We start from the raw sequence: 20,848 nt of genomic DNA on the forward strand, positions 1-20,848 counted from the left end.
GCATGCGATAGTACGCGGCGTAGAGCGTGGCGAGCAGGCCGGCCAACCACAGCCCCAGCGCGCTACCGCACACGGCGCCGATGAGCACGGGTGTCAGGGCAATCGATGCGTAGTGGCGCACCAGCGTGGCGTTGCCGATCCCGAACGCTTTCATCATGCCGATCTGCTCGCGTTGCGCGGCGACCAACCGGGCGAGCACGAGATTCACGAGAAACGCCGCCACGCCAAGGAAGATGACAGGAGCTGCGGTGCCGAACGTGGCCGCCTGCGTGATTTCGTCCGTCAGATAGCGGTGCGAGACCTGCTCATTGCGCCCATGCGCTCCCAGCGATCCGTATGGGGCCAACAGCGTATCGAGCCGGCGAATGACCGCCGCTTCGGTGGCGCCGGCGGACAGCGTGAGAGTGGCTTCGTTCCACGCATCCTGCAGGCCAAAAGCCCCCTGCACTTCCTCTTCCGACATCCACAGCACCCCGTAGCGCCGATTGTCGGGGAAGAGTGCGCCGGGCTTGACCTCCATGATGAACTCGGGGGTCAGCGCCACGCCCACGATGTGCAATCGGCGCCAGCGGCCATTGAGCGCCGCGCCGATCGAGTCACCGACCGACAAGCCGTTGGCACTGGCGAAGCCGTCGCTGATGACGACTTCGTCAGCGCGCGAGGCGGACATCAATCGGCCCTGCCTAAGCCGCAGACGGTTCACCGTGATCTCGCGCCCGACCGGATAGCTCATCACCCGCCCACTCGCGGGGCCATCGAGCTTCGGCACCTCGAGGATCACGTCTCTTGCGACACGCGTTTCGACGGCAGAGACGCCAGGGATGTCCGCCACCCGACGCACGAGGGCGTCGGGCGCGCGCGATACGCTCACCCACACGTCGGCGAAGCGGGCGATGCTGTAGTAGCGCTGCTGCGCGCCGCGCAGGTGGGGGACCATTGACTGCAGCGCGACGAAGCTGGCCACCCCGACCATGACCACGATCGCGATCGCCACGGCGGGACCGCGTTGATGCCACACATCGCGCCACGCCTTGCGATCGAGGACAGACCACCAGCGGAGCGTCCCATTTCTGGCCGACATACCCATCACCAAGAGAGCGCCGCGGGTTCGCACGGCGCTGTATTGACGACCACCTCGACGATGGCTCCGCTCCGCATACGCAGCACGCGATCGGCCATGGCCGCGATACCCACGTTGTGCGTGATCACCACCGTACTGGTCCCGAGATCCCGATTGGCGCGTCGCAGGGCATCGAGCACCAGCTTGCCCGTCTCGAAATCCAGCGCGCCGGTGGGTTCGTCACACAGCAGTACATCGGGGCGCTTGGCGACGGCGCGGGCAATCGCGACCCGCTGCTGCTCCCCGCCCGAGAGCTGCGCCGGAAAGAAATCGAGCCGATCCCCGAGACCGACGAGCCGCAGCGCGGCCGCCGGATCTTCGGCCCCGCGCCCGTGGGGATCGTTCAACGTGAGGTCGGTCACCAGCTGCACATTCTCGAGCGCGGTGAGCCCCGGGATCAAATTGTAGAACTGGAACACGAACCCGACGTGTTCGCGGCGATATCGCGTGAGTTCGTCGTCGCTCGCGCCGGTCAGTACGTGGTCCCGGAAGGTGACATCACCGGCGGTTGGGGTATCCAAGCCGCCGAGGATGTTCAGCAGGGTGGATTTTCCGCTGCCGGAAGGGCCAAGAATGACCACGAACTCGCCTGCCGACACGTCGAGATCGACGTCCCGTAACGCCACGACCGCCGCCGTCCCGGAGCCGTACACCTTTGACAGGCCGCGGGCCCGGAAGAGAATGTCTCCCGCCATGCCCCACACTACGGGCCGAATGCGACCGCTGCCGTAGGCAGACTCCGGACGACACGCCGGGCGATATCTTTGCGGAGACCGTGCCGGCGTGCTGCCCGGCCCGCATTTCTCCCGATCGTCCGCTCATGTATCGTCGCTTCGTGACTCTCTCGATGGCCGGCGCCGTGGCGCTGGCCGGTACGGCCGGGCACGCCACGGCCCAGTCGGCCCCGTCCCCACGCCCGCTTCGCTCCGGCGACATCTACCGGCTGCGCGATGTCGGCAGTGGGCGCATCTCTCCCGACGGCCAGTGGATCGCGTACACGGTGACCACGACCGACTCGGCGAAGGACAAGAGCGACAGCGATGTGTGGATGGTGCACTGGGACGGCTCGCGCACCATCAAAATGGCCGGCTCGCCCGAGGGTGAGAGCAATCCCCGGTGGAGCCCCGACAACCGGTATCTGTCGTTCGTATCGGGACGCTACGAGTCGAAGGGCGGCCAGATCTGGTTGCTCGATCGCGCCGGCGGTGAGGCGGTGCGGCTCACCGATCTCAAGGGCGGGGTGAGCGAGTACGAGTGGTCGCCGGATGGCTCGCGTATCGCGGTGGTCTCGCACGACCCCGACGCCGATGAGGGCAAGCCGGATTCGCTGCGCAGCAAGTCGCCCAAGCCGATCGTGATCGACCGCTATGCCTTCAAGCGCGACGGGGACGGCTACCTCGATCGCCGCCGCGATCACGTGTGGATCGTGGATGTGAATACGCGGAAGGCGGTGCAACTCACCACCGGGGATTTCGATGACCGCCAGCCCCGCTGGTCGCCCGATGGCAAGCGCATCGCGTTCGTCAGTGAGCGCATGGACGGCGATCCGGACCGCTTCAACAACGGCGATCTCTTCGTCGTAGACGCCACGCCGGGGGCGTCACCGGTGAAGCTCACGACGTGGACGGGCCCCGACGCGGGACCGGCGTGGAGCCCCGACGGGTCGAAGATCGCCTACCTGCAGGGAAGCGAACCGCAGCTGTCGGCCTACACACAGAACACCATCGCCATCGTGCCGAGCACAGGGGGACCGGCGCGCCTGGTGGCGACGGCTCTCGACCGCGATGTGAACCAGCTTGTGTGGAGCACCGACGGCACGTCGCTGCGCTTCCTGCTCGGCGACGACCGCGCGCAGCATCTCGCGCAGGTGGACGTGGCCACCGGTGCGGTCACGCGCGTGGTGGATGGTCGCCGGGTGGTCACTTCGTACGATGTGTCACCTGCCGGTCGTGTGGTGATCAATACGGGCACCGCGCAGCGGTCGGCCGAGGTGTTCGCGTGGGACAACCGCGCCCTACGGGCCCTCACACACGTGAACGACAGCACCTTCGCGTCGCTGCAACTCGGGCGCACGGAAGACATCGAATTCAAGAACAAGGACGGGCTCACCGTGGGCGCACTGCTCACGAAGCCGGCCGGGTTCGACGCGTCGAAGAAGTATCCGCTCCTGCTGCGCATTCACGGCGGTCCGAATGCCCAGGATCAGCATCTCTTCCAGTTCGAGCGTGAATTGTTCGCCGCACACGGATACGTCGTGCTGCAGGTGAACTATCGTGGCAGCAGCGGTCGCGGTCAGGCGTGGAAGAAGGCGATCTTCGCTGACTGGGGGAACAAGGAAGTCCAGGATCTACTCGCGGGCGTCGATCACGTGCTGTCGCTGGGCTTCGTGGACCCCGAGCGTCTGGGCATCGGCGGGTGGAGCTACGGTGGCATTCTCACCGACTACACGATTGCCACCACCACGCGCTTCAAGGCCGGCACCAGCGGGGCGGGCAGCGCGCTGCAGACGAGCATGTACGGCACGGATCAGTACATCTTCCAGTACGAGAACGAACTCGGAGCGCCGTGGAAGAATCCGAAGCTCTGGGAGAAACTGAGCTATCCGTTCTACAAGGCCGATCGCATCAAGACGCCCACCTTGTACATGGGTGGCGAGAAGGACTTCAACGTGCCGATCGCCGGCAGCGAGCAGATGTATCAGGCGCTCAAGTCACTGGGCGTGCCGACACAGCTCGTGGTGTACCCCGGCCAATTTCATGGTATCTCGCGTCCGAGCTTCGTGAAGGATCGCTACGACCGCTATCTCGGCTGGTACGACAAGTACCTCATGCCCATCACGCCGTAAGTGTCGACATCCACGGGCGGGGCGATTCGGGTCGTCGCGGCGATTGTTCGACGGGGCGATACGCTCCTGGTGTGCCAGCGTCCGTTGCACAAACAGCACGGCGGCCTGTGGGAGTTCGCCGGTGGCAAGTGCGAACCCGGCGAGCGTGACAGCGATGCCATCACGCGTGAGTTGCACGAAGAGCTTGGCGTGATGGTGCACACCGTCGGGGCGCCGGCGTTCGTGGCGCGCGACCCGGGTGGGGTGTACGACATCGTGTTTCTGCCGGTAGAAATTCACGGTGAGCCCGTGGCGCACGAGCACGTGGCGCTGGGATGGTTTTCCGTGGCCGCGCTGGCCACTATGCCACTCGCGCCGAGTGATGCCGCGTTCGTGCGGTCACTCGGCGCGGCGTAGACCAGTCGGCAGTTTCGGTAATCAGCGCGGGCGGAAGAACCAGCGGGCGCCGGCCCGGACACCGAGTTCGCGGTGCTCCACGGCACCCGCCGCTGCAGGATTGCCGCCCACCCGCCAGTTATTGAAGGTCACGCGACCATAGGTCGCCGCCGCTTCGAGGGCGAGTCCGCCGCCCGGAAACCACATGTACCCGGCCGCTCCCCACGGGCCCACATTCGTGGAGCTGACATCGCCGACGGGTGAGTCGAGGATAAAGGTGCGAATGGAGAGGCCTCCCTCGACGAACGGACGTGTGACACGTCCCGCGAATCCGAGATAGCGCCCGCCGAGATCGACACTGCGGACGTCGTAGTCCTGTCCCTCGATGAGGCCGCCACGGCTGACGATCGCGCCGAGGAGACTCAAGCGAGGCGAAACGCCGTAAGCGAGCTCCGCACGCGGCGCGAAGCGACCCGCGGTGCTGGTGATGTCCTGCGATTTGGCGCTGGCGTTCCCGTAGGTGCCGGCAGCCGCAACACTGAAGCCGGTAGTGCTGGGCAGCAGGCGCTGCGCATGGGCGGCGCTGGCGCTCATCGCCAGCACCGCCGCTCCGGAGAAGAAAGTGAGTCGCATGGGCAGAACTTACCGCGTGGTTGCGGTGAGCTCCAGCGCGATCATTCGTTGCGCTTGCGACGCAGCTTCTCGTCGTAGCTCTGCTTGCCGCGGCGCGTGTTGTACGAACGCTGCATTTGGTACTTTGCTTCGAGTTCGCTGAACGTCCTCCGGGAATACTGCTCGGCCAGCGTATCGAACTCCTCGGCATCACGAAGCAGCAAGGCACTGTCCATCGACGCGCACTCGGCACTCTTGCGAAACTGCGCACTGGCTTCGCGCATGATTTGCTCCGCCGAGTCCGCTTCACCGGCACGCTGCAGTCTGGCGGCCTCTTCGCGCGCCCTCGCGGCCTGAGCCAGCAGCACGGCCATCTCGATTTCCGGGACCATGCACTGCTGGCCATCCAACGACGAGGCGATCGGCAGGTGCGACACACGATGCTCCACGCCACCCGCAGCCGTGATCACATCAGCCGAGACGGACATCGTGGCGATGGGTGTGACGTCGGTCTTGAGCAGCTCCAGTCGTTCGACCGGCACAAAGAGTTCGAGCAGCAACGGCTTGGGTTCCGCCGCGTACAAATCGCCAAGATCGAACTGGAACGTACCCGCGGCGGGCGTCGTGGTTGGCCAGTCGGAGTGCATGACGACGAGGGTGACCGCTTCGTCGAGCGCCAGCTTCACGGTGAGCCCCTGTGCACAGACGGACAACAGGTTCCCAAGCTCTTCCGCCAGCACATCTTCGGACTGATCAGGACGCTCGATGTACCACGCATTACCGCCACCGGCGTCGGACATGGCGCGCAACAACGTGTCGTCGTACCCGTCGCCGACGCCAACTGTGGTGGTGGTGATGCCCATGCTACGGGCCGTGCGCGCCAGCTCCACCAAGGTGGATGGTTCGGTGATTCCCATGTTCGCGTGGCCATCGGTCAGCAGCAGAATGCGCCGCGACGAACCCGGCAGCGAACCGACCATACCCAGCGCGTGCTGCATATGCTCACGCCCACGCAGCCACCCGCCACTCAGGTTAGTGGACCCGCGCGTGTCGATTTGCAGCAGGGTGTGTACGAGGTTGTGCTGCCGCGCGCGCCGCTCTGGCGGCGCGATGGTTTCGATGAGATCGTCGAACGCCACGACCGAAACGACATCGTCGGGGTGGAGACGTTCGACGGCGCGGGCCGCCGCAACGCGGGCGGCCGCGATTCGATCACCGCTCATCGAGCCACTCCGATCGATGACGAACGAGAGGCCGATAGGCGGACGGTTGGCGTGCTGTGGTGCCGTGCCGCCGACTTTCAGCAGCGCGCGGACGATGATGCCCGGCTGGCCATTGGGTGATTGGGGTGCGTCGACGAACTGGTGATCGACCTGCAATTGCGTGTCCATGCACTGGCTCCATGTTGGAGGTGTGCAGGGAAGATCGGGGGAGGGTCTGACAATCCCCGAAGGGCCCAACCCTTTATCAGTTCAGCACTTACCCTTCGGCTTCGCTTCGGGAATCGCCAAGGGCAGCGTAGCGCCGGGAGGCGCGCCGCGCCAACACCAGAAACAGCGCCCCGAAGGCGAGCATCACCCCACCCCAGATGAGGTTGATGTTCATCCCCCCGCTGCGCTGGTACATCACGGTGTCACCATTGGTCATCACCCCGAAGATGCCGAGGATGACACCGAGTACCACGAACAGCCCGCCGATCGGCAGGCGCAGATCCATTCCGGCTCCACCACTCATCGTCGTTTCTCCCGGGATTAGAAGAAGAGCACGTTGAGTGTGATCATGGCCACCATTACGACGGCCGCGAACACACTGGGCTTCTGATACCACGCCTTCACATTGTCGACCTGCTTGGGCGTGAGCGAGTACACGAGCCCCTCGAGCTCGGCGTCACGGCGCGGCGTGGTGGCCAGACTCACCACGATCGTCACCACGAAGCAGGTGGTGAAAGCCGCGACCGCCGTCCAGAACGTCTGCGCCATTTCACTGGGGTAGTTGAGCAGCACACCGAAGAATCCACCCTTCACACCGGGGGTCGCGCCGTTGGCGAGCGAGATGCCGTGGTGGATGGCCGGTGCCACCGTGCCGGCAGCGAGCCCCCAGAAAGCGCCATGACCCGTGCTGCGCTTCCAGAACATGCCCAGCGCGAACGTGGCGAAGAGCGGCGCATTTACGAAGGCGAAGACGAGCTGCAGCAGCTCCATGATGTTGTTGAACGCGCCCGCCACATACGCGGCCGCTACCGACAGCGCGATCCCGCCCACCGTGGCGACACGACCCATCCACAGGTAATGCTCGTCAGTGCCGTGCTTCTTGATGTGCGCCTGATAGATGTCGTAGGTCCACACCGTGTTGAACGCCGTGACGTTGCCCGCCATGCCTGACATGAACGACGCGATGAGCGCCGTGAGACCGAGGCCAAGCATTCCCGTGGGGAACAGCTTCACGAGCATCATGGGCGTGGCGAGATCGTAGTCGAGCACCACGTTGCCGTTGGTGTCGAGCAACGGCGTGCCGGCCGCGGTGAGCTTGGCGGGGATGATGTTGTCACCGATGGCCAGGGCGATCATGCCGGGCAGGATCACGAGGAACGGGAAGAACATCTTCGGCACGGCGGCAATGAGCGGCGTGCGACGCGCTGCGGTCATGGAATCAGCCGCCATGGCGCGCTGCACCACGAGGAAGTCCGTGCACCAGTAGCCGAACGAGAGCACGAAGCCGAGTCCCATCACCATCCCGAACCACTCGATGCCGATGGAGTTGGTGGTGGCCGAGCCCATACCCTGCCACACATGCGTATAGGCGTACTCGGGGAGACCGCGCTGCGTGGCCGCGGCGGACAACTTGCTGGTCATACCGTCCCAGCCGCCCACCTGCTTGAGCCCCACCCATACCAGCGGCGCGAAGCCGAACACGATCATGAAGAACTGCAGCACTTCGTTGTAGATCGCGCTGGTGAGACCGCCGAGCGTGACGTAGGCAAGCACGATCACGGCCGAGACCAGGATGCTGGTGTCGAAGTCCCAGCCAAGCAGCAGGTTGAGCAGCTTGCCCATGGCATACATGGAGATGCCGCTCGAGAAGATCGTCATCGCCGCAAAGCCGAGCGCGTTGAACGTGCGCGTCTTCTCGTCAAAGCGAAGCTTGAGATACTCGGGGACCGAGCGCGCCTTCGAGCCGTAATAGAACGGCATCATGAAGATTCCCACGAACACCATGGCCGGGATGGCGCCGATCCAGTAGAAGTGGCTCGTGGCAATGCCGTACTTGGCGCCCGAGGCGCCCATCCCGATCACTTCCTGCGCGCCGAGGTTGGCCGAGAGGAAGGCGAGCCCGGTCACCCACGGTGGCAACGACCGTCCCGACAGGAAGAAGTCGGAGGATGTCTTCATCATGCGCCGCAGGGCCCAGCCAATGCCGAGCACCACGACGAAGTAGATGGCCATCACGACATAGTCGAGCGTGGTCAACTGAGTCATTGGGGATGTGTCTGGGGAGTGAGACCGGGGAACGACAGAAGTTGTCGTGCGGCACCGTTTCGTGCGACTGCCAGCCAGGGTGATTTCGCGGCACACCGCACGAGCGCGAGACCACGCACTCGCCCTTCGATGGAGTAGCCTCACGCATCTCAGCCTTGGCGATTGCTATCGGGGCGAAGATGGTTTCGAGGCGGCTCGCACCAAAGCACGTGAACGACGGTACTTTCCGCGAATGGCGGGCATGAGCTTCACCAGTTCGCCGCGGCTGCCGCAATCATCACCGCTCCCCTTTCCCACTCCTCCCCGCATGTCGTTCGCTCGTGCAGCCGGTTTGCTTCTTCATCCCACGTCGCTTCCCGGATATGGTGGCATCGGTGACTTCGGTCCCGATGCTCACCGCTTCGTGCAATGGCTCGCCGATGCGGGCCTGAAGATCTGGCAGGTGCTGCCGCTGGGCCCCACCGGCTACGGGGATTCGCCGTATCAGTGTTTTTCGGCGTTCGCCGGCAACCCGTTGTTGATCCACGTGCCGGGGTACTTGGCTCCCGCTGGCCTGTCAGACCACACGGTCGATTTCGGTGCGGTGATCCCGGCCAAGCAGGCCGCTCTTGCCGCGTGGCTCGACACCCTGCCCTTCGACCACGAGGTGCAGCAGTTCGTGCGCGAACGGGTGTGGCTCCCCGACTATGCGCTGTTCATGGCGCTCAAGCAGGCGCACGGCGGGGTGGCGTGGCCCCAGTGGGAAGCGGGCGCACGCGAACGCGACGCCGCGTCGCTCGCATCGTGGCGCCAGCAGCTCGCGCCGGCGATCGAACGCATCTACAAGGAACAGTACGTGTTCTTTGCGCAGTACCACGCGTTGCGTCACGCGTGCCGTGAGCGCGGCATCAAGCTCATGGGGGATGTGCCCATCTACGTGGCGCACGACTCCGCCGACGTGTGGGCCAACCCTTCGCAGTTCCTGTTGCATCCTGACGGCGCGCTCAAGGTGCAGGCGGGTGTACCGCCCGACTACTTCAGTGAGACCGGTCAGCTGTGGGGCAACCCGCTGTACGATTGGGGGCGCATGCACGCCGATGGCTATCGCTGGTGGATCGAACGCATGCGCGCCGGTCTCCAGCTATTCGATCTGGTGCGCCTCGATCACTTCCGTGGTTTCGAAGCGTTCTGGGAAATACCGGGTGATGCACCCACCGCTGTGCACGGCCGCTGGGTGAAGGGGCCTGGTGCCGCGCTCTTCGAGGCACTCACGGCCGCGCTGGGGCCGCTGCCCATCATTGCCGAGAATCTCGGGCTCATCACCCCCGAGGTGGAGTCACTGCGCGAGCGGTTCGGCTATCCCGGCATGGCCATTCTGCAGTTCGCGTTCGATGGACAGGATTCGCACTTCATCCCGCACCGCTACGTGCGCGATCTCGTGGTGTACACGGGCACGCACGACAACGACACCACCGTGGGGTGGTGGCAGTCCACCGGCGAGGGTGACAGCACGCGCTCGGCCGACGCCGTGGCGCGAGAGAAGACATTCGCCCGCCGGTATCTCGAGACCGACGGCGCCGAGATGCACTGGACACTGATCCGGACCATGCTGGCGTCAGTGGCGAACACGGTGCTGATCCCGATGCAGGACGTGCTGGGCCTTGGGAGCGAGGCCCGCATGAATCTGCCTGGGCGTCAGGCAGGCAATTGGGGCTTCCGCTTCACCTGGGCGCAACTGACGCCCGCCATCACCGAGCGTCTCCACGCGCTCACTGCGACGTACGAACGATGAGCGCGTCCACGGGGACCGCCGCGAGGGCCCGTAACGTCATCGCGGCGATGCAGGCGATGCCCGTTACAACGCCTCAGCGTATGCTCGCTGCAGATGATGACGACGTTGCTCACGTCGCAATGGGCAGGCAACGGGCGTGATCGAGCACGTCACACTCTGGACGCGTGATCTCGAACGGTCGCGGATGTTCTACGGGCACTGGTTCGGCGCTACCCCCGACGCGGTGTACGAGAGCACCCGCCGCGCCGGTTCCCGCTCGTGCGTCCTGTCGTTCGGTGGCGGAGCGCGCCTCGAGATCATGGAGGCACCGGCGCTCGCGGATGCCACATACGGCGAGCGCGTGGGGCACGCGCACCTTGCCATCGCGGTGGGCTCACGAGAGCGGGTACACGTGCTGGTACGCGCCATGCACGAGGGCGACGTGGTGGTGCGCTCGCCGGCCCGTGACACCGGAGACGGGTACTACGAGGCGGTCGTGGAAGACCCCGATGGCAATCTCGTGGTGCTCATGGCATCACCGACGGTGACGTCGTAGCGCTTTCCTCGCCGTCGATCGGGGCCTCGTACGCCCAGTTCATGATCATCGATGCGATCCAGCCAATGATCGTCCAGCCGGCAAGTACGTTCACGGCGACGATCTTCCACTTCCTCCGTTTGCCGCCGGCGAACGCGAGCATGCTTGGCAGGAAGTAGAGCAAGACGAGGGCGATGATGATCACCACGCCCTTGGGCAGCCCCCCACCGGTGTAGCGGGGGGTCGGCTCGACGTTCTGACTGATCAGGCGCAGGAGCATTTCTTGAATATAGCCGCCCCGGTCACCGATGGACGGTGGCGACGCCCCCGGCGGTTTGGTGGCCCGGAGTGAGCACCGATCGGCGTCAGAACGTGAACATCATCTGGTTCCCGCGCGTCCCGCCAAATCGCGGATTCACCACGGTGTTGTAGATCGAGCCGAAGGTGTAGCTCATGCCGAAGTTGAGGAAGAAGCGATAGTTGGTGGCAAGGGCCTGCTGGCGGGCGATCACCTGGTTGTCGGACAGTTGGCCGCGCACCAGATACAGCTGATCGTTCACCCGCGAGTAGTTGCCGCCCACGTTGAACGACAGCCCCTTGGCGATGCGTAGATCGAGAAAGCCGCTGGTTCCGTAGCTGTTGAATCGGGTGTTGTGCAGATACTGGGAACCGAACACGGACCAGTTCACCGATCCCCACGGCTGACGGGCGTTCCAGGCGATGTTGAGCGAGTGCAGCGGGCGTGTTTCGGACAGTCGATCGTAGATCGTGGTCTCCTTGTACTGATACGACCCGACGCCCACGGCATAGTAGGCGGTCAGCTGGCGACGAGTGAATTCCTTGTAGTCGAACAGATTCCACTCCAGCGCCGGCATCACGCGCAAATTCATCCGATAATTGCTGAAATCCGAATACGTCCCGTTTACCGTTGCGCCCACGGCGAAATGATCACCGATGCTGCGTGCGATGAGCGCGTTGCCACCGTAGCTCCGCAGGAGATTGGTGAACTCTGATCCATCACTCAACGTGAAGCGGCTTTCGTCGTAGCCGAGGTTGGCGCCGAGATTGATCTTCCAGGCGGCCGTGACCCGGTTGGCGCTCACGTTGACGTTGCCGTCGTAGAACTGCTGGCGCTTCTCCCCGCTTCCGAACGCGTTGGCGGAGAGGCGATAGACCCAGAAATTCCACGGATCCTTCACTGCCTGCGGATTGGTGGGCGACGTCGTCGGCGCGCGATACGAGAGATCGATGCGCGAGGCCAGTGGGGTCTTGGCCGCATACGGCGCCAGCAGCAGCGCGAAGGTGCGCGCGAGATTGCGTCGAACGACATCCTGCGCGTCATTCGGCGCGGCGAACACCACAGCCGTGTCAGCGCGCCCCCGATACTTGTCGTTGCCGAGGGCAGCGATCGTGTACTCCATGCCGCCGGCTCCGGTCCGCAACGAGGTGACCAATAGCAGGACGTCGGAGAAAAGGCGGTCACGCACGAAGTTCACCCAGCGCATCTGATCGCGAAAGAAATCGAAATCGCAATTCATGCTCTGGCAGTCGATGAACACGCGGATGGCGCCGGCCTGCGTGGTATCCGTGACCGCCGCCGTGGCGGGTGTTGCCGCGGACGCCGACTGCGCCGGGAGCCCCATGGGCTGAAGCCCAAGCGCAAAGGCAAGGGTGACAGCGCCACGCATCACTCGAGGCGGAAAATCGGATAGCGGCATTGTTCGGGGGTGGGGGAGGGAAATCGTCGCCCGTGACATTTGTCGGGCGCGGCGGCATCATGTGTATGGACACACAACCCGGCCATACGGTTGGTCGACACCTCATGTTTCCTTCATGGTGTCGTCATCGCGTCGTAACCCATTCGTCACTCGGAGATCCGTATGAGCACCGCGCGTCGCACTTTCCTCAAGCAGGCAGGACTCGGTGTCGGCGCATTGGCGGCGTCCGGCACCCCCCTCCTGGCGGACTCGACTGGAGCGACGGGCCGTCCAACGCGACGCGAGCTGCTGGCGTCGGCGACGTACTGGGATGAGCTGCACCAGCAGCAGGCGGAACCGTGGGACACCTCGTGGGCGCAGAAGATCACCGGCAAGTACAAGGCGATGTTCGATGTACCCGAGGTGGAGGGCGGCGTGGGCGTGATGCGTGCCGGAATCTGGCAACGCCAGTACACGGACGTACTCAAGGCGAAGCCGGCCGACTTCTCCACGGTCATCGTGATCCGCCATGCAGGGATCGTGCTCGCGATGAATCAGGAGTTCTGGACCACCTACAACGTGGGGAAGCAGCGCAAGATCAAGGACGATGACGGGAAGACGATGCGCTTCAATCCCGTGCTCCCGCGTCCGGGTCAGGAGACCAGCGCCGGTGCCTCAGGACTCATGCTGGACTCGCTCATCAAGGGTGGCGCCATCGCGCTCGGATGCGGCCTCGCGTTTCGTGCGATGGTCAGCCTCGTGCAGAAGCAGGACAAGCTCGATGCCGCAGCGGCCCGCGCCAAGGCGATGTCGATGCTCGTGCCGGGCGTCATCATGCAGCCGAGTGGGATCTTCGCCGATGTGATGGCGCAGGAAGCCGGCTGCGCATTCGTCTATGCCGTCTGACGCGACGGGTCGAGCCGCGCGTCCGCACCTGCACGTTTCCCCTGACGCCGCACACGTCGACGGATTTTCATGTGTCGCACGGTGACGTTGGGCTATCCGATCGTGCAACCCTCGGGGATCTTCGCCCATGTGGCAGCGCAGCAGGCGGGGTATGGGTTCGTAGACGCGCGCGCTGACCAGCGAGTCGCCAGACACGCAAAGGGCCCGCCAGTTGGCGGGCCCTTTGTCTTTGTGGCATACGACTGTGGTTATACCGCGTCCGACAAACTCGAGAAGGTGAAATCCCGCACCTTGATGGCAGGCATGAACACCGCACCACCGGCGCCGAGGTTCTCGCTGGCATTGATGCGCACCGACGGGCCCATCGCTTCGAGATTGTTGAGGAAGAAGATGGGGCTCTCGTTGAAGCGGAAGTTCTTGATGGGCCGCGAGACCTTGCCGTTCTCGATGAGGAAGGTGCCGTCGCGCGTGAGTCCGGTGTAGAGAATCGTGCGCGCATCGACGGGGCGGATGTACCAAAAGCGGGTAACCAGCACGCCACGTTCCGTGCCCTTCACGAGGTCGGCAATGCTCGACGTGCCGCCCAGCATGCGCAGCGAGCGCCCGGCACCACGGAACCCACCACCACCGGAGCGGGTGGGCTGCACACCCTGCTTCTGCGCCCAGAACCGATCGTAGTTGAGGTTCTTCACCACGCCGTTCTCGATCCACACCACTTTCTGCAGCGGCATGCCGTCGTCGTCGAAGCCGCCACCGGTGCTGGGACTGTCGTCGGGGTCGGAGAGCAGCGTGACGCGATCGTCTACCACCTTGAGGCCGATCTTGTTGCCGCCCCCCGGCTTGGTGAAGAACGAACGCCCTTCGTCGGCGGCGCGCGCCTGCATGGCGCCGGCGATGAGCTGCACGAGATTACCCGTGGCCGTGGGCTCGAGAATCGTGGTATAGCGACCGGGCTCGATCGCCACGGGGCTGCGCGAATCGCGCGCCTTCTGCACCGCGGTCGCGGCGAGCGTGGTGGGATCGAGGTCGTCGAAGCTGTTGCCGTCGCTGCAGGCCCACCCCGAACCCGTGCCATCGGGAGAGCGCACCGTGCTGGTCATGGTGACGCTGCTGCTCGAATCGTACGCGAACAGCCCCTTGCTGTTGGCCATGGCGCTCGCGCCGGCCCGGCACTCGATGAAACCGGTGGCGATGAGTTCATTCTTGCGCGCCAGTTCCGTCACGATCTTCGCCGCCGCCGCGCGCTCGGCCGGCGTGGGCAATGAGAGCAACCGCTCCTTGAGCGCGGGGAACGTCTGCGCGCCAAGCTCCGACATGCGCTCCGGGTTGGGCGGCACGAGCTTGGCGATCTCATATGCCTGCTTGGCCGCGGCGGCCAGCGACGCCTCGTCGAGACGGTTGGTGTTCACGCTCGCCGCGCGGTTGCCATCGTACGCCGTGATGGTGACCTGCGTGTCGGCGTTCTCGCCCGACGTGGTGACCTGATTGAGCGCGAAGCGGGTGTCGGCGCGCGCGCTGCTGTTGATCGTCACACGCGTTTCGGGCGCGGGCGAGTTCTTCAGCGCACGCTGGGCGATTTCCTGCGCCTCGGCGCGCGAGAGAATGGTGGCCGGCGCGAAGAGCGAACGGGGAGCGAATTCGCTCATGCCGTCCTCCCGGTGTTGATGATGTTGACCTGCTGAAAGAGCGACGGCACGCAGCCGTGGCTGACGGAGTTGGACTGGCCAGGCTGCCCCTTGGCATCGCCGAAGGCACCGCCGAGGTGATAGCTGCGCGGGCCGCCGATGGCCTTGAGCGACTTCCAGAACTCCGGCGTGCGGAACTGGTACGCCACATCCTTGAGCTGCCCGACGATCTTGCCACCCTTCACTTCGTAGAACACCTGGCCGGCGAACTGGCCGTTGTAGCGCTGCTGATCGATGGAGAAGGAGCCGTCACCCACGATGGCGATCCCCTTGTCCATCTTGGCGATCATGCTCTCCCACGTGTCGTCGTTGTTCCCCGGCACCATGCTCACGTTGGGCATGCGCTGGAACTGCACGTCGGCCCAGCTCTGCGCGTACGAGCAGCCGTAGCTGCGCACCGGCTTGCCGATGCTCTTGTAGTAGTCGGTCATCATCGTGGCCTGCTCGCGCGTGGTCTGGTAGTCCACGAACACGCCATTCTTGATGATGTCGAACTTGACCGGCTTCACCGCTTCATCGTCCCAGCCGATGGCGCCGAGCGAGCCCTTCTGCTCACGATCGCCCACGACATTGAGCAGGTCGCTGCCGATGCGCAGCTTGCCCAGCACGTCCTTGGGCGGGGCGATGAAGCTGGTACCGGCGTAGTTGGCTTCGAAGCCGAGCGCGCGATCGAGCTCAGTGGGGTGCGCGATGACTTCGTGCACCGTGAGCCAGAGGTTGCTGGGGTGCAGCAGCAGATCGTAGCGCCCCGGCTCCACCGGCTTGGCGCTCAGCTTCTGCACGGCGAGTTCGGCCCAGCGCGGCGCATGCTCGGCGAGCTTGCTGTTCACCACATGCTCGTAGCCGAGCCCCATGGGCGCGATTTCGTTGCCCTGCACGGACTGGAAGTCGCGGAAATCGGGGCTCACCGCCGTCACCGTCATGCTGGGGGACGTGCGGTAGATGGTCTGCACGATGTAGGAGCCGTCGCTCGTCATGAGCGACTTCTCCTCGCGCAGGAAGAACATGCTCGAGTTGACGTTGCGAATGCCCTTCACCTTGAGCGCGGCTTCATTGGCGGCGAGCAGGTACGCGACCTTGTCGGTGATGGCAACAGTGAACGGATCGATCTCGATGGGACTCTTCCAGGTACCCACCTGATTGCCCGGCGTCGGCGCGAGATCCACCGGCTTGAGCTGCGAGGCGCGGTTGGCGCGGGCCTGCCCCAATGCCGCCTTGGCGGCATTGGCGACGCTGTCCTTGTCGAGGCGGCTCGTGGCGGCGAAGCCCCATGCGCCATCGACGAGCGTGCGCACACCGAGCCCATACGTGTCGGTATCGCTCACGCCCTGCACGATGCGATCACGGGTATTCACGTTCTGCTGGCGGCGCGCAGCGACGCGCACGTCGGCGTACGACGCTCCGCCACTCTTGGCCGTATCGATGGCGACCTGCATGAGTGCCTTGATGACCGGGTCATCGGCGGCCGGCATGTCGGATACGGGGGTGATCAGGCGCGCCGGATCGGCGAGGAGCGGGCTCGACACCACGAGCGAGCCGGCAGCAACAGTGGCGCCAGCCTTGAGGAAGTCGCGACGGGAGCGTGTCATGATCTGGACATGATCGGGACGGGGGGACCAATGGGAGGAAACCGCGGGGCGGGCTGCGGACCAGATAACGTACGCCGCGGACGCGTGTCGTGTTGAGCCCTGAGACGTAGGGTTGGCGCGGGCCTGAACGGAGGCGGGGGATGAGACCCGAGCGTTCAGCGGGAGGATGGAGTGATCAGAATGAGAGGTGAGCCATGATAGAAGCGAGACGTCCGCTGTCCAGAAGCGAGAAATCAGGGACCCATCGCTTCTCCCTTCGGGAGCGCTGGCCTCTCCCTTCTATCCGGGCTCACTTCTCGGTCGCGCCCCTCGATTCCCCTTCTCACTTCTCAGATCTCAGCCCCCCGACGTATCGTAGGGATTCACCTTCGCCCGTTTCTCATGTCTCCTCGTCTCCCGCTCGCTCTCGCGCTGTCGGCAACCCTCTCGGTGCCTGCCGCCGCCCAGCCCATTCTGCGTCCCGCGCCCGGGGCCCCCACCACGCTCACGCCCGCGCAGCAGGCCGCGCGCGCGATCTACAAGGAGATGGTGGAGATCAACACCGCTGACTCCGTGGGCAGCGTGACGAAGGCGGCGGAGGCCGTGGCGGCCCGCTTCCGCGCTGCCGGGTTCCCGGCGAGTGACATCCACCTCGTGGGTCCGGCCGATAAGCCGGCCAAGCAAAACCTCGTGGTGCGCTACCGCGGCAAGGCGCCGGGCAAGGCGATCCTGTTGCTGGCCCACCTCGATGTGGTGCAGGCGAAGCGGAGCGACTGGGCCACCGACCCGTTCGAGATGCGCGAAGAGAGCGGTTACTTCCTTGGCCGCGGCGTGGCCGACGACAAGAGCATGGCCGCGATTCTCACCGCCAACCTGCTGCGCTACAAGCAGGAAGGGTGGGTGCCGGAGCGTGATCTCATCCTCGCGCTGACGGCCGACGAGGAAGGTGGGAACGGCAACGGCGTGACGTGGCTCATCGAAAACCGGAAGGAGCTCATCGATGCCGAGTACGCGATCAACGAGGGCGGCGGCGGCACGCTGGGCCCGGACGATCAGCCGCTCTTTCACAGTATTCAGGCGGCCGAGAAGGTGTACAACGACTACACACTCACGGTGCGCAATACCGGTGGGCACTCGAGCGTGCCGCGCAAGGACAATGCGATCTACTCGCTCGCGGCGGCGCTGCTGAAGATTCAGCAGTACACGTTCCCGGTTGAGCTCAACGACGTATCGCGTCCCTTCTTCGAGCAAACCGCGAAGGTGGAGATGCCGTCGCTGGCCGCCGCGATGCGCGCCATTGCCACCAATCCCGGCGACACGGCCGCCGCGCGCATCATCAGCACCGATCCGCGCTATGCAAGCATGCTGCGCACGACGTGCGTGGCAACGATGCTCGAGGGGGGCCACGCGCCGAACGCGCTCCCGCAGTTCGTCAAGGCGAACGTGAACTGCCGCATTGCACCCACGAGCAGCGGTTCGCAGGTGAAGGCGATCCTCGAGCGCATCGTGAATGACACGGCCGTCAAGATCACGGGCGATCGCCCCGACCGGAAGGACGGCGCGCCAACCCCCGTACACCCCACGCTGCTGCGCGCCACCACCGAACTCACGAACACGATGTTCAAGGGCGTGCCGGTGATTCCCACCATGAGCACCGGTGCCACGGACGGGTATCGCCTGCGCGCCGCGGGTATCCCCACATTCGGCGTGAGCGGAATCTTCTCGGCGGCCGGAGAGACCAACGCGCATGGCCGCGACGAGAAGCTGCGCGTGAAGTCGTTCTACGATGGACTCGACTTCCTGTATCGGCTCGTGAAGCAGGTGTCGGGACCGCAGAAGCCCATCTCCTGAGTCACGCGCTGCCGTGAACGACGAAGGGCCCGGGTATTTCACTCGGGCCCTTCGTCGTTCACGGTCGGTGCGATCAGGCCTTCATGCCGGGTTCGCTGTCGATCACGGCCTTGGCGATGTCCACCATGCGCACGCTGCGATCCTGACTGGAGCGCTGCATGATGCGATAGGCTTCCTGCTCGCTGCTACCGGTACGCCGCATGAGGATGCCCTTGGCGCGTTCGATGAGCTTGCGATTCTCGAGCTGTTCCTTGGCCTCGGCCGCTTCGCGGCGGGCCGCCAGGAGCTCGCGCGCCCGTGTGACGGCCATGCGCAGCGTGGCATCGAGTGTGGTGGGCGGCGTGGGCTTGGGCAACAACGCCACCGCCGTCGAACGCAGCACGTCGGCGGTGCTCAGGGTGAGCGACAAATCGCCGGTGACCAGCACCACCGCCGTACCGGGCAGGGCACTGGCGATCCCCTCGGCCGCCTGCACACCCGTCGCTCCGGGCATGTGCATGTCGAGGAGAACCGCATCGGGGGTGAACTGCTGGGCCTTTTCGATGGCCGCCGTGCCGCTATCGACTTCGGCCACCACCATGTGGCCGAGTGCACCGAGGAGGTCGACGAGCATGGAGCGTTCGAGTGCGTTGTCTTCAGCGACCAGGACGCGAATGGTCGACGGGAGTTCCGACATGGGTTACTCGTATGGTTGAGCGGAAGCTGGGGCTCCCGCAATGTGGGCCTTGAGTTCGGGCGCCCGCAACGGTTTGCGCAGCACGAATTCCGCGCCGTCGGTGCGTTCGGTCCCGACGTTGGGTTCCCAGCCGGTGACGACGCCGATCCGCAGCTGCGGATACGCGGCCTTCGTCGACCGGACAAGATCCCAACCATTTCCGTCAGGCAGACCAACATCGGTCAGCATGAGGTCGAACAGGCGGCTGCCCTGGGAGGCAAGCGCCTGGCGCGCCTCGGCACAGCTGGCGACGGCTACGACGTCGTGTCCGTCGCCCTGGAGGATGCGGCGCAGGAACTCCCGACCGTCGTCGTGGTCTTCCACGACCAAGATACGGCGCGGCTGGATCGCCGCGGCGGTTGTCGGTTCGGGTTCGACGTCAGCGGGCGCCTGCCGCGGAAGCCGGAGCATGACCTCGGTGCCACGTCCAGGCACGGAGGATATCGTGACGGTGCCGCGGTGACGGCGGGCGATGCCGTACACCTCGGCGAGGCCAAGGCCCGAGCCCTTGGAGCCCTTGGTCGTGAAGAACGGCTCGAACGCGCGCTCACGGACTTCAGCGCTCATGCCCACGCCGGTATCGCGCACGGCGATGCACGCGTCTCCGCCATCGACTGCGGTGCGAACCGTGAGCGTGCCACCGTCCGGCATCGCATCGATGGCGTTCTGCACGAGGTTCAGGAGCGCCTCGCGAATCTCACCGGGAATCCCGCGCGTGATCGCGCCCTCGGCGAGCATGCGCACGATGCTCACCTCGCGGCTTTCGCTCGAGCGTTGCAGACGCATGGGCTCCGTGAGGTCGACTACCTCGTCGGCGAGTACCGACAGATCGACCTCGACGTCGCCCCCCGGATGCACCGGTTCCTGCCGGATGAAGCGTCCCACGCGACTGGCCGTAGCGGCGCCGATTTCGGCCGCCTTTTCGATGCGGGCCGCATAGTCGCGCACCGCATCGGGCGATTCAGCATGGTGCCGCAGCAGATAGGCCGCGGCCATGATGGGGTTGAGCGCGTTGTTCACGTCGTGCATCACCCCGGCCGCGAGCTGCCCCACCGCGGACAGACGACGTTCGCGCACCTGCTCCTCCTGGAGCGCCACGAGTGCCCGCGAGCGCTCCTCCACCAGCCGTTCGAGGTCCTGCTCATCCTGTGAAACCTGAGCCCTGAGCGCCCGCTGTTCGCCCTCGCGTTCGCGCAGCGTGCGCTGGAGGGACTCGCGATCAGTCACATCGCGGTCGAGCAACAGGGCCCCGACGATCTTGCCTTCGCGGCTGTGCATGGGCGTGGCGTACGCCTCGATGACCCGGCGGCCGCCGTGTCGCCGGACCTCGAGCAGCTGCTGGCGCACCGTCTGACCAGAGAGCGCGCGCATCCCCGGGGTATCGAGAAACGACAGCGGCCGATTGTTGGCGACGTCATGCGGGGCATCGAGCTCCCACAGCATGCGCACCGTGGCCGGCTGGCGGTCACCATGTTCGCGGAGGGCGTTCTCGTTCACCCGCTGGAGGCGCCCGGTGACGTCGGCCACCCGCACCGACGACGGGGAGAGGTCGAAGATGGCTTGCCGTTCACGTTCGGCGCGCACCGCGGTGGCGCGCTCCTGTTCGCGCACCGTTACATCAACGGCAGAAACGAGCAGCATGTCCAGATCGAACACCGTCACGCGCGCGTCGACGATGCGTCCCTCGCGTCCATAGGGGAGCATCAGCGTATC

The 20,848-nt window shown here is 65.2% G+C and carries 18 protein-coding genes; 6 read left to right on the forward strand and 12 right to left on the reverse strand.

What is annotated here, in order from left to right; genetic code table 11:
* A partial coding sequence (locus tag ACIQ6O_RS03005; protein WP_396206291.1) for an ABC transporter permease occupies positions 1–1,081 on the reverse strand: 1,081 nt, incomplete at its 3' end.
* A gap of 5 nt (positions 1,082–1,086) precedes the next feature.
* Complete coding sequence (locus ACIQ6O_RS03010) at positions 1,087–1,815, reverse strand: ABC transporter ATP-binding protein (protein WP_396206292.1); 729 nt, start codon at positions 1,813–1,815, stop codon at positions 1,087–1,089.
* A gap of 140 nt (positions 1,816–1,955) precedes the next feature.
* On the opposite strand from ACIQ6O_RS03010, the gene ACIQ6O_RS03015 reads away from it, so the two are divergent.
* Positions 1,956–3,965 carry a S9 family peptidase gene (locus ACIQ6O_RS03015; RefSeq protein WP_396206293.1) on the forward strand — a complete coding sequence of 670 codons (2,010 nt, stop codon included), beginning with the start codon at positions 1,956–1,958 and terminating at the stop codon, positions 3,963–3,965.
* Entirely contained in the window at positions 3,966–4,361 is a 396-nt protein-coding gene (locus tag ACIQ6O_RS03020; RefSeq protein ID WP_396206294.1) for a (deoxy)nucleoside triphosphate pyrophosphohydrolase, read from the forward strand.
* 21 nt (positions 4,362–4,382) lie between these two features.
* On the opposite strand, the gene ACIQ6O_RS03025 is transcribed toward ACIQ6O_RS03020, so the two are convergent.
* The 4 genes from ACIQ6O_RS03025 to ACIQ6O_RS03040 form a co-directional block, all read right to left on the reverse strand.
* Complete coding sequence (locus ACIQ6O_RS03025) at positions 4,383–4,973, reverse strand: hypothetical protein (protein ID WP_396206295.1); 591 nt, start codon at positions 4,971–4,973, stop codon at positions 4,383–4,385.
* A gap of 41 nt (positions 4,974–5,014) precedes the next feature.
* Complete coding sequence (locus ACIQ6O_RS03030) at positions 5,015–6,343, reverse strand: VWA domain-containing protein (RefSeq protein ID WP_396206296.1); 1,329 nt, start codon at positions 6,341–6,343, stop codon at positions 5,015–5,017.
* A gap of 88 nt (positions 6,344–6,431) precedes the next feature.
* Positions 6,432–6,686 (reverse strand): hypothetical protein, encoded by a 255-nt coding sequence (locus tag ACIQ6O_RS03035; RefSeq protein ID WP_396206297.1) that lies wholly within the window; start codon positions 6,684–6,686, stop codon positions 6,432–6,434.
* Between the two features lie 17 nt (positions 6,687–6,703).
* Positions 6,704–8,428: a sodium:solute symporter family protein gene (locus ACIQ6O_RS03040; protein ID WP_396206298.1), complete on the reverse strand. Its 1,725-nt coding sequence runs from the start codon at positions 8,426–8,428 to the stop codon at positions 6,704–6,706.
* 307 nt (positions 8,429–8,735) lie between these two features.
* On the opposite strand from ACIQ6O_RS03040, the gene malQ reads away from it, so the two are divergent.
* Together malQ and ACIQ6O_RS03050 are read left to right on the forward strand one after the other, a co-directional pair.
* Positions 8,736–10,199, forward strand: coding sequence for a 4-alpha-glucanotransferase (gene malQ, locus ACIQ6O_RS03045; RefSeq protein ID WP_396206300.1), 1,464 nt, complete (start codon positions 8,736–8,738; stop codon positions 10,197–10,199).
* A 136-nt stretch (positions 10,200–10,335) separates the two neighbouring features.
* A complete protein-coding gene (locus ACIQ6O_RS03050) occupies positions 10,336–10,734 on the forward strand; it encodes a VOC family protein (protein ID WP_396206301.1) in 399 nt (132 codons plus the stop codon).
* Here the strand turns inward: ACIQ6O_RS03050 and ACIQ6O_RS03055 are convergent.
* Together ACIQ6O_RS03055 and ACIQ6O_RS03060 are read right to left on the reverse strand one after the other, a co-directional pair.
* Entirely contained in the window at positions 10,706–10,993 is a 288-nt protein-coding gene (locus ACIQ6O_RS03055; protein ID WP_396206302.1) for a superinfection immunity protein, read from the reverse strand. The two genes, ACIQ6O_RS03050 and ACIQ6O_RS03055, sit on opposite strands and share 29 nt — an antisense overlap.
* A gap of 85 nt (positions 10,994–11,078) precedes the next feature.
* The gene (locus tag ACIQ6O_RS03060) at positions 11,079–12,401 is read right to left on the reverse strand and encodes a hypothetical protein (protein WP_396206303.1); all 1,323 of its coding nucleotides are present in this window, start codon (positions 12,399–12,401) and stop codon (positions 11,079–11,081) included.
* 192 nt (positions 12,402–12,593) lie between these two features.
* Here ACIQ6O_RS03060 and ACIQ6O_RS03065 point away from each other — a divergent pair, with 192 nt between their 5' ends.
* Positions 12,594–13,316, forward strand: a complete 723-nt coding sequence (locus tag ACIQ6O_RS03065; protein ID WP_396206304.1) for a twin-arginine translocation signal domain-containing protein — start codon at positions 12,594–12,596, stop codon at positions 13,314–13,316.
* Between the two features lie 248 nt (positions 13,317–13,564).
* On the opposite strand, the gene ACIQ6O_RS03070 is transcribed toward ACIQ6O_RS03065, so the two are convergent.
* Both ACIQ6O_RS03070 and ACIQ6O_RS03075 read right to left on the reverse strand, forming a co-directional pair.
* Positions 13,565–14,962, reverse strand: coding sequence for a TldD/PmbA family protein (locus ACIQ6O_RS03070; RefSeq protein WP_396206305.1), 1,398 nt, complete (start codon positions 14,960–14,962; stop codon positions 13,565–13,567).
* Positions 14,959–16,590, reverse strand: a complete 1,632-nt coding sequence (locus ACIQ6O_RS03075; RefSeq protein WP_396206306.1) for a TldD/PmbA family protein — start codon at positions 16,588–16,590, stop codon at positions 14,959–14,961. The genes ACIQ6O_RS03070 and ACIQ6O_RS03075 overlap by 4 nt, the downstream gene beginning before the upstream one ends.
* A gap of 381 nt (positions 16,591–16,971) precedes the next feature.
* Here ACIQ6O_RS03075 and ACIQ6O_RS03080 point away from each other — a divergent pair, with 381 nt between their 5' ends.
* Positions 16,972–18,420, forward strand: a complete 1,449-nt coding sequence (locus tag ACIQ6O_RS03080) for a M20/M25/M40 family metallo-hydrolase (protein ID WP_396206307.1) — start codon at positions 16,972–16,974, stop codon at positions 18,418–18,420.
* A 73-nt stretch (positions 18,421–18,493) separates the two neighbouring features.
* On the opposite strand, the gene ACIQ6O_RS03085 is transcribed toward ACIQ6O_RS03080, so the two are convergent.
* Entirely contained in the window at positions 18,494–19,096 is a 603-nt protein-coding gene (locus ACIQ6O_RS03085) for an ANTAR domain-containing response regulator (protein WP_396206308.1), read from the reverse strand.
* A 3-nt stretch (positions 19,097–19,099) separates the two neighbouring features.
* Positions 19,100–20,848: ATP-binding protein (locus ACIQ6O_RS03090; RefSeq protein ID WP_396206309.1), on the reverse strand; the 1,749-nt coding region annotated here is incomplete at its 5' end.

The sequence above is a fragment of the Gemmatimonas sp. genome (assembly GCF_044345575.1).
Lineage (GTDB): Bacteria > Gemmatimonadota > Gemmatimonadetes > Gemmatimonadales > Gemmatimonadaceae > Gemmatimonas.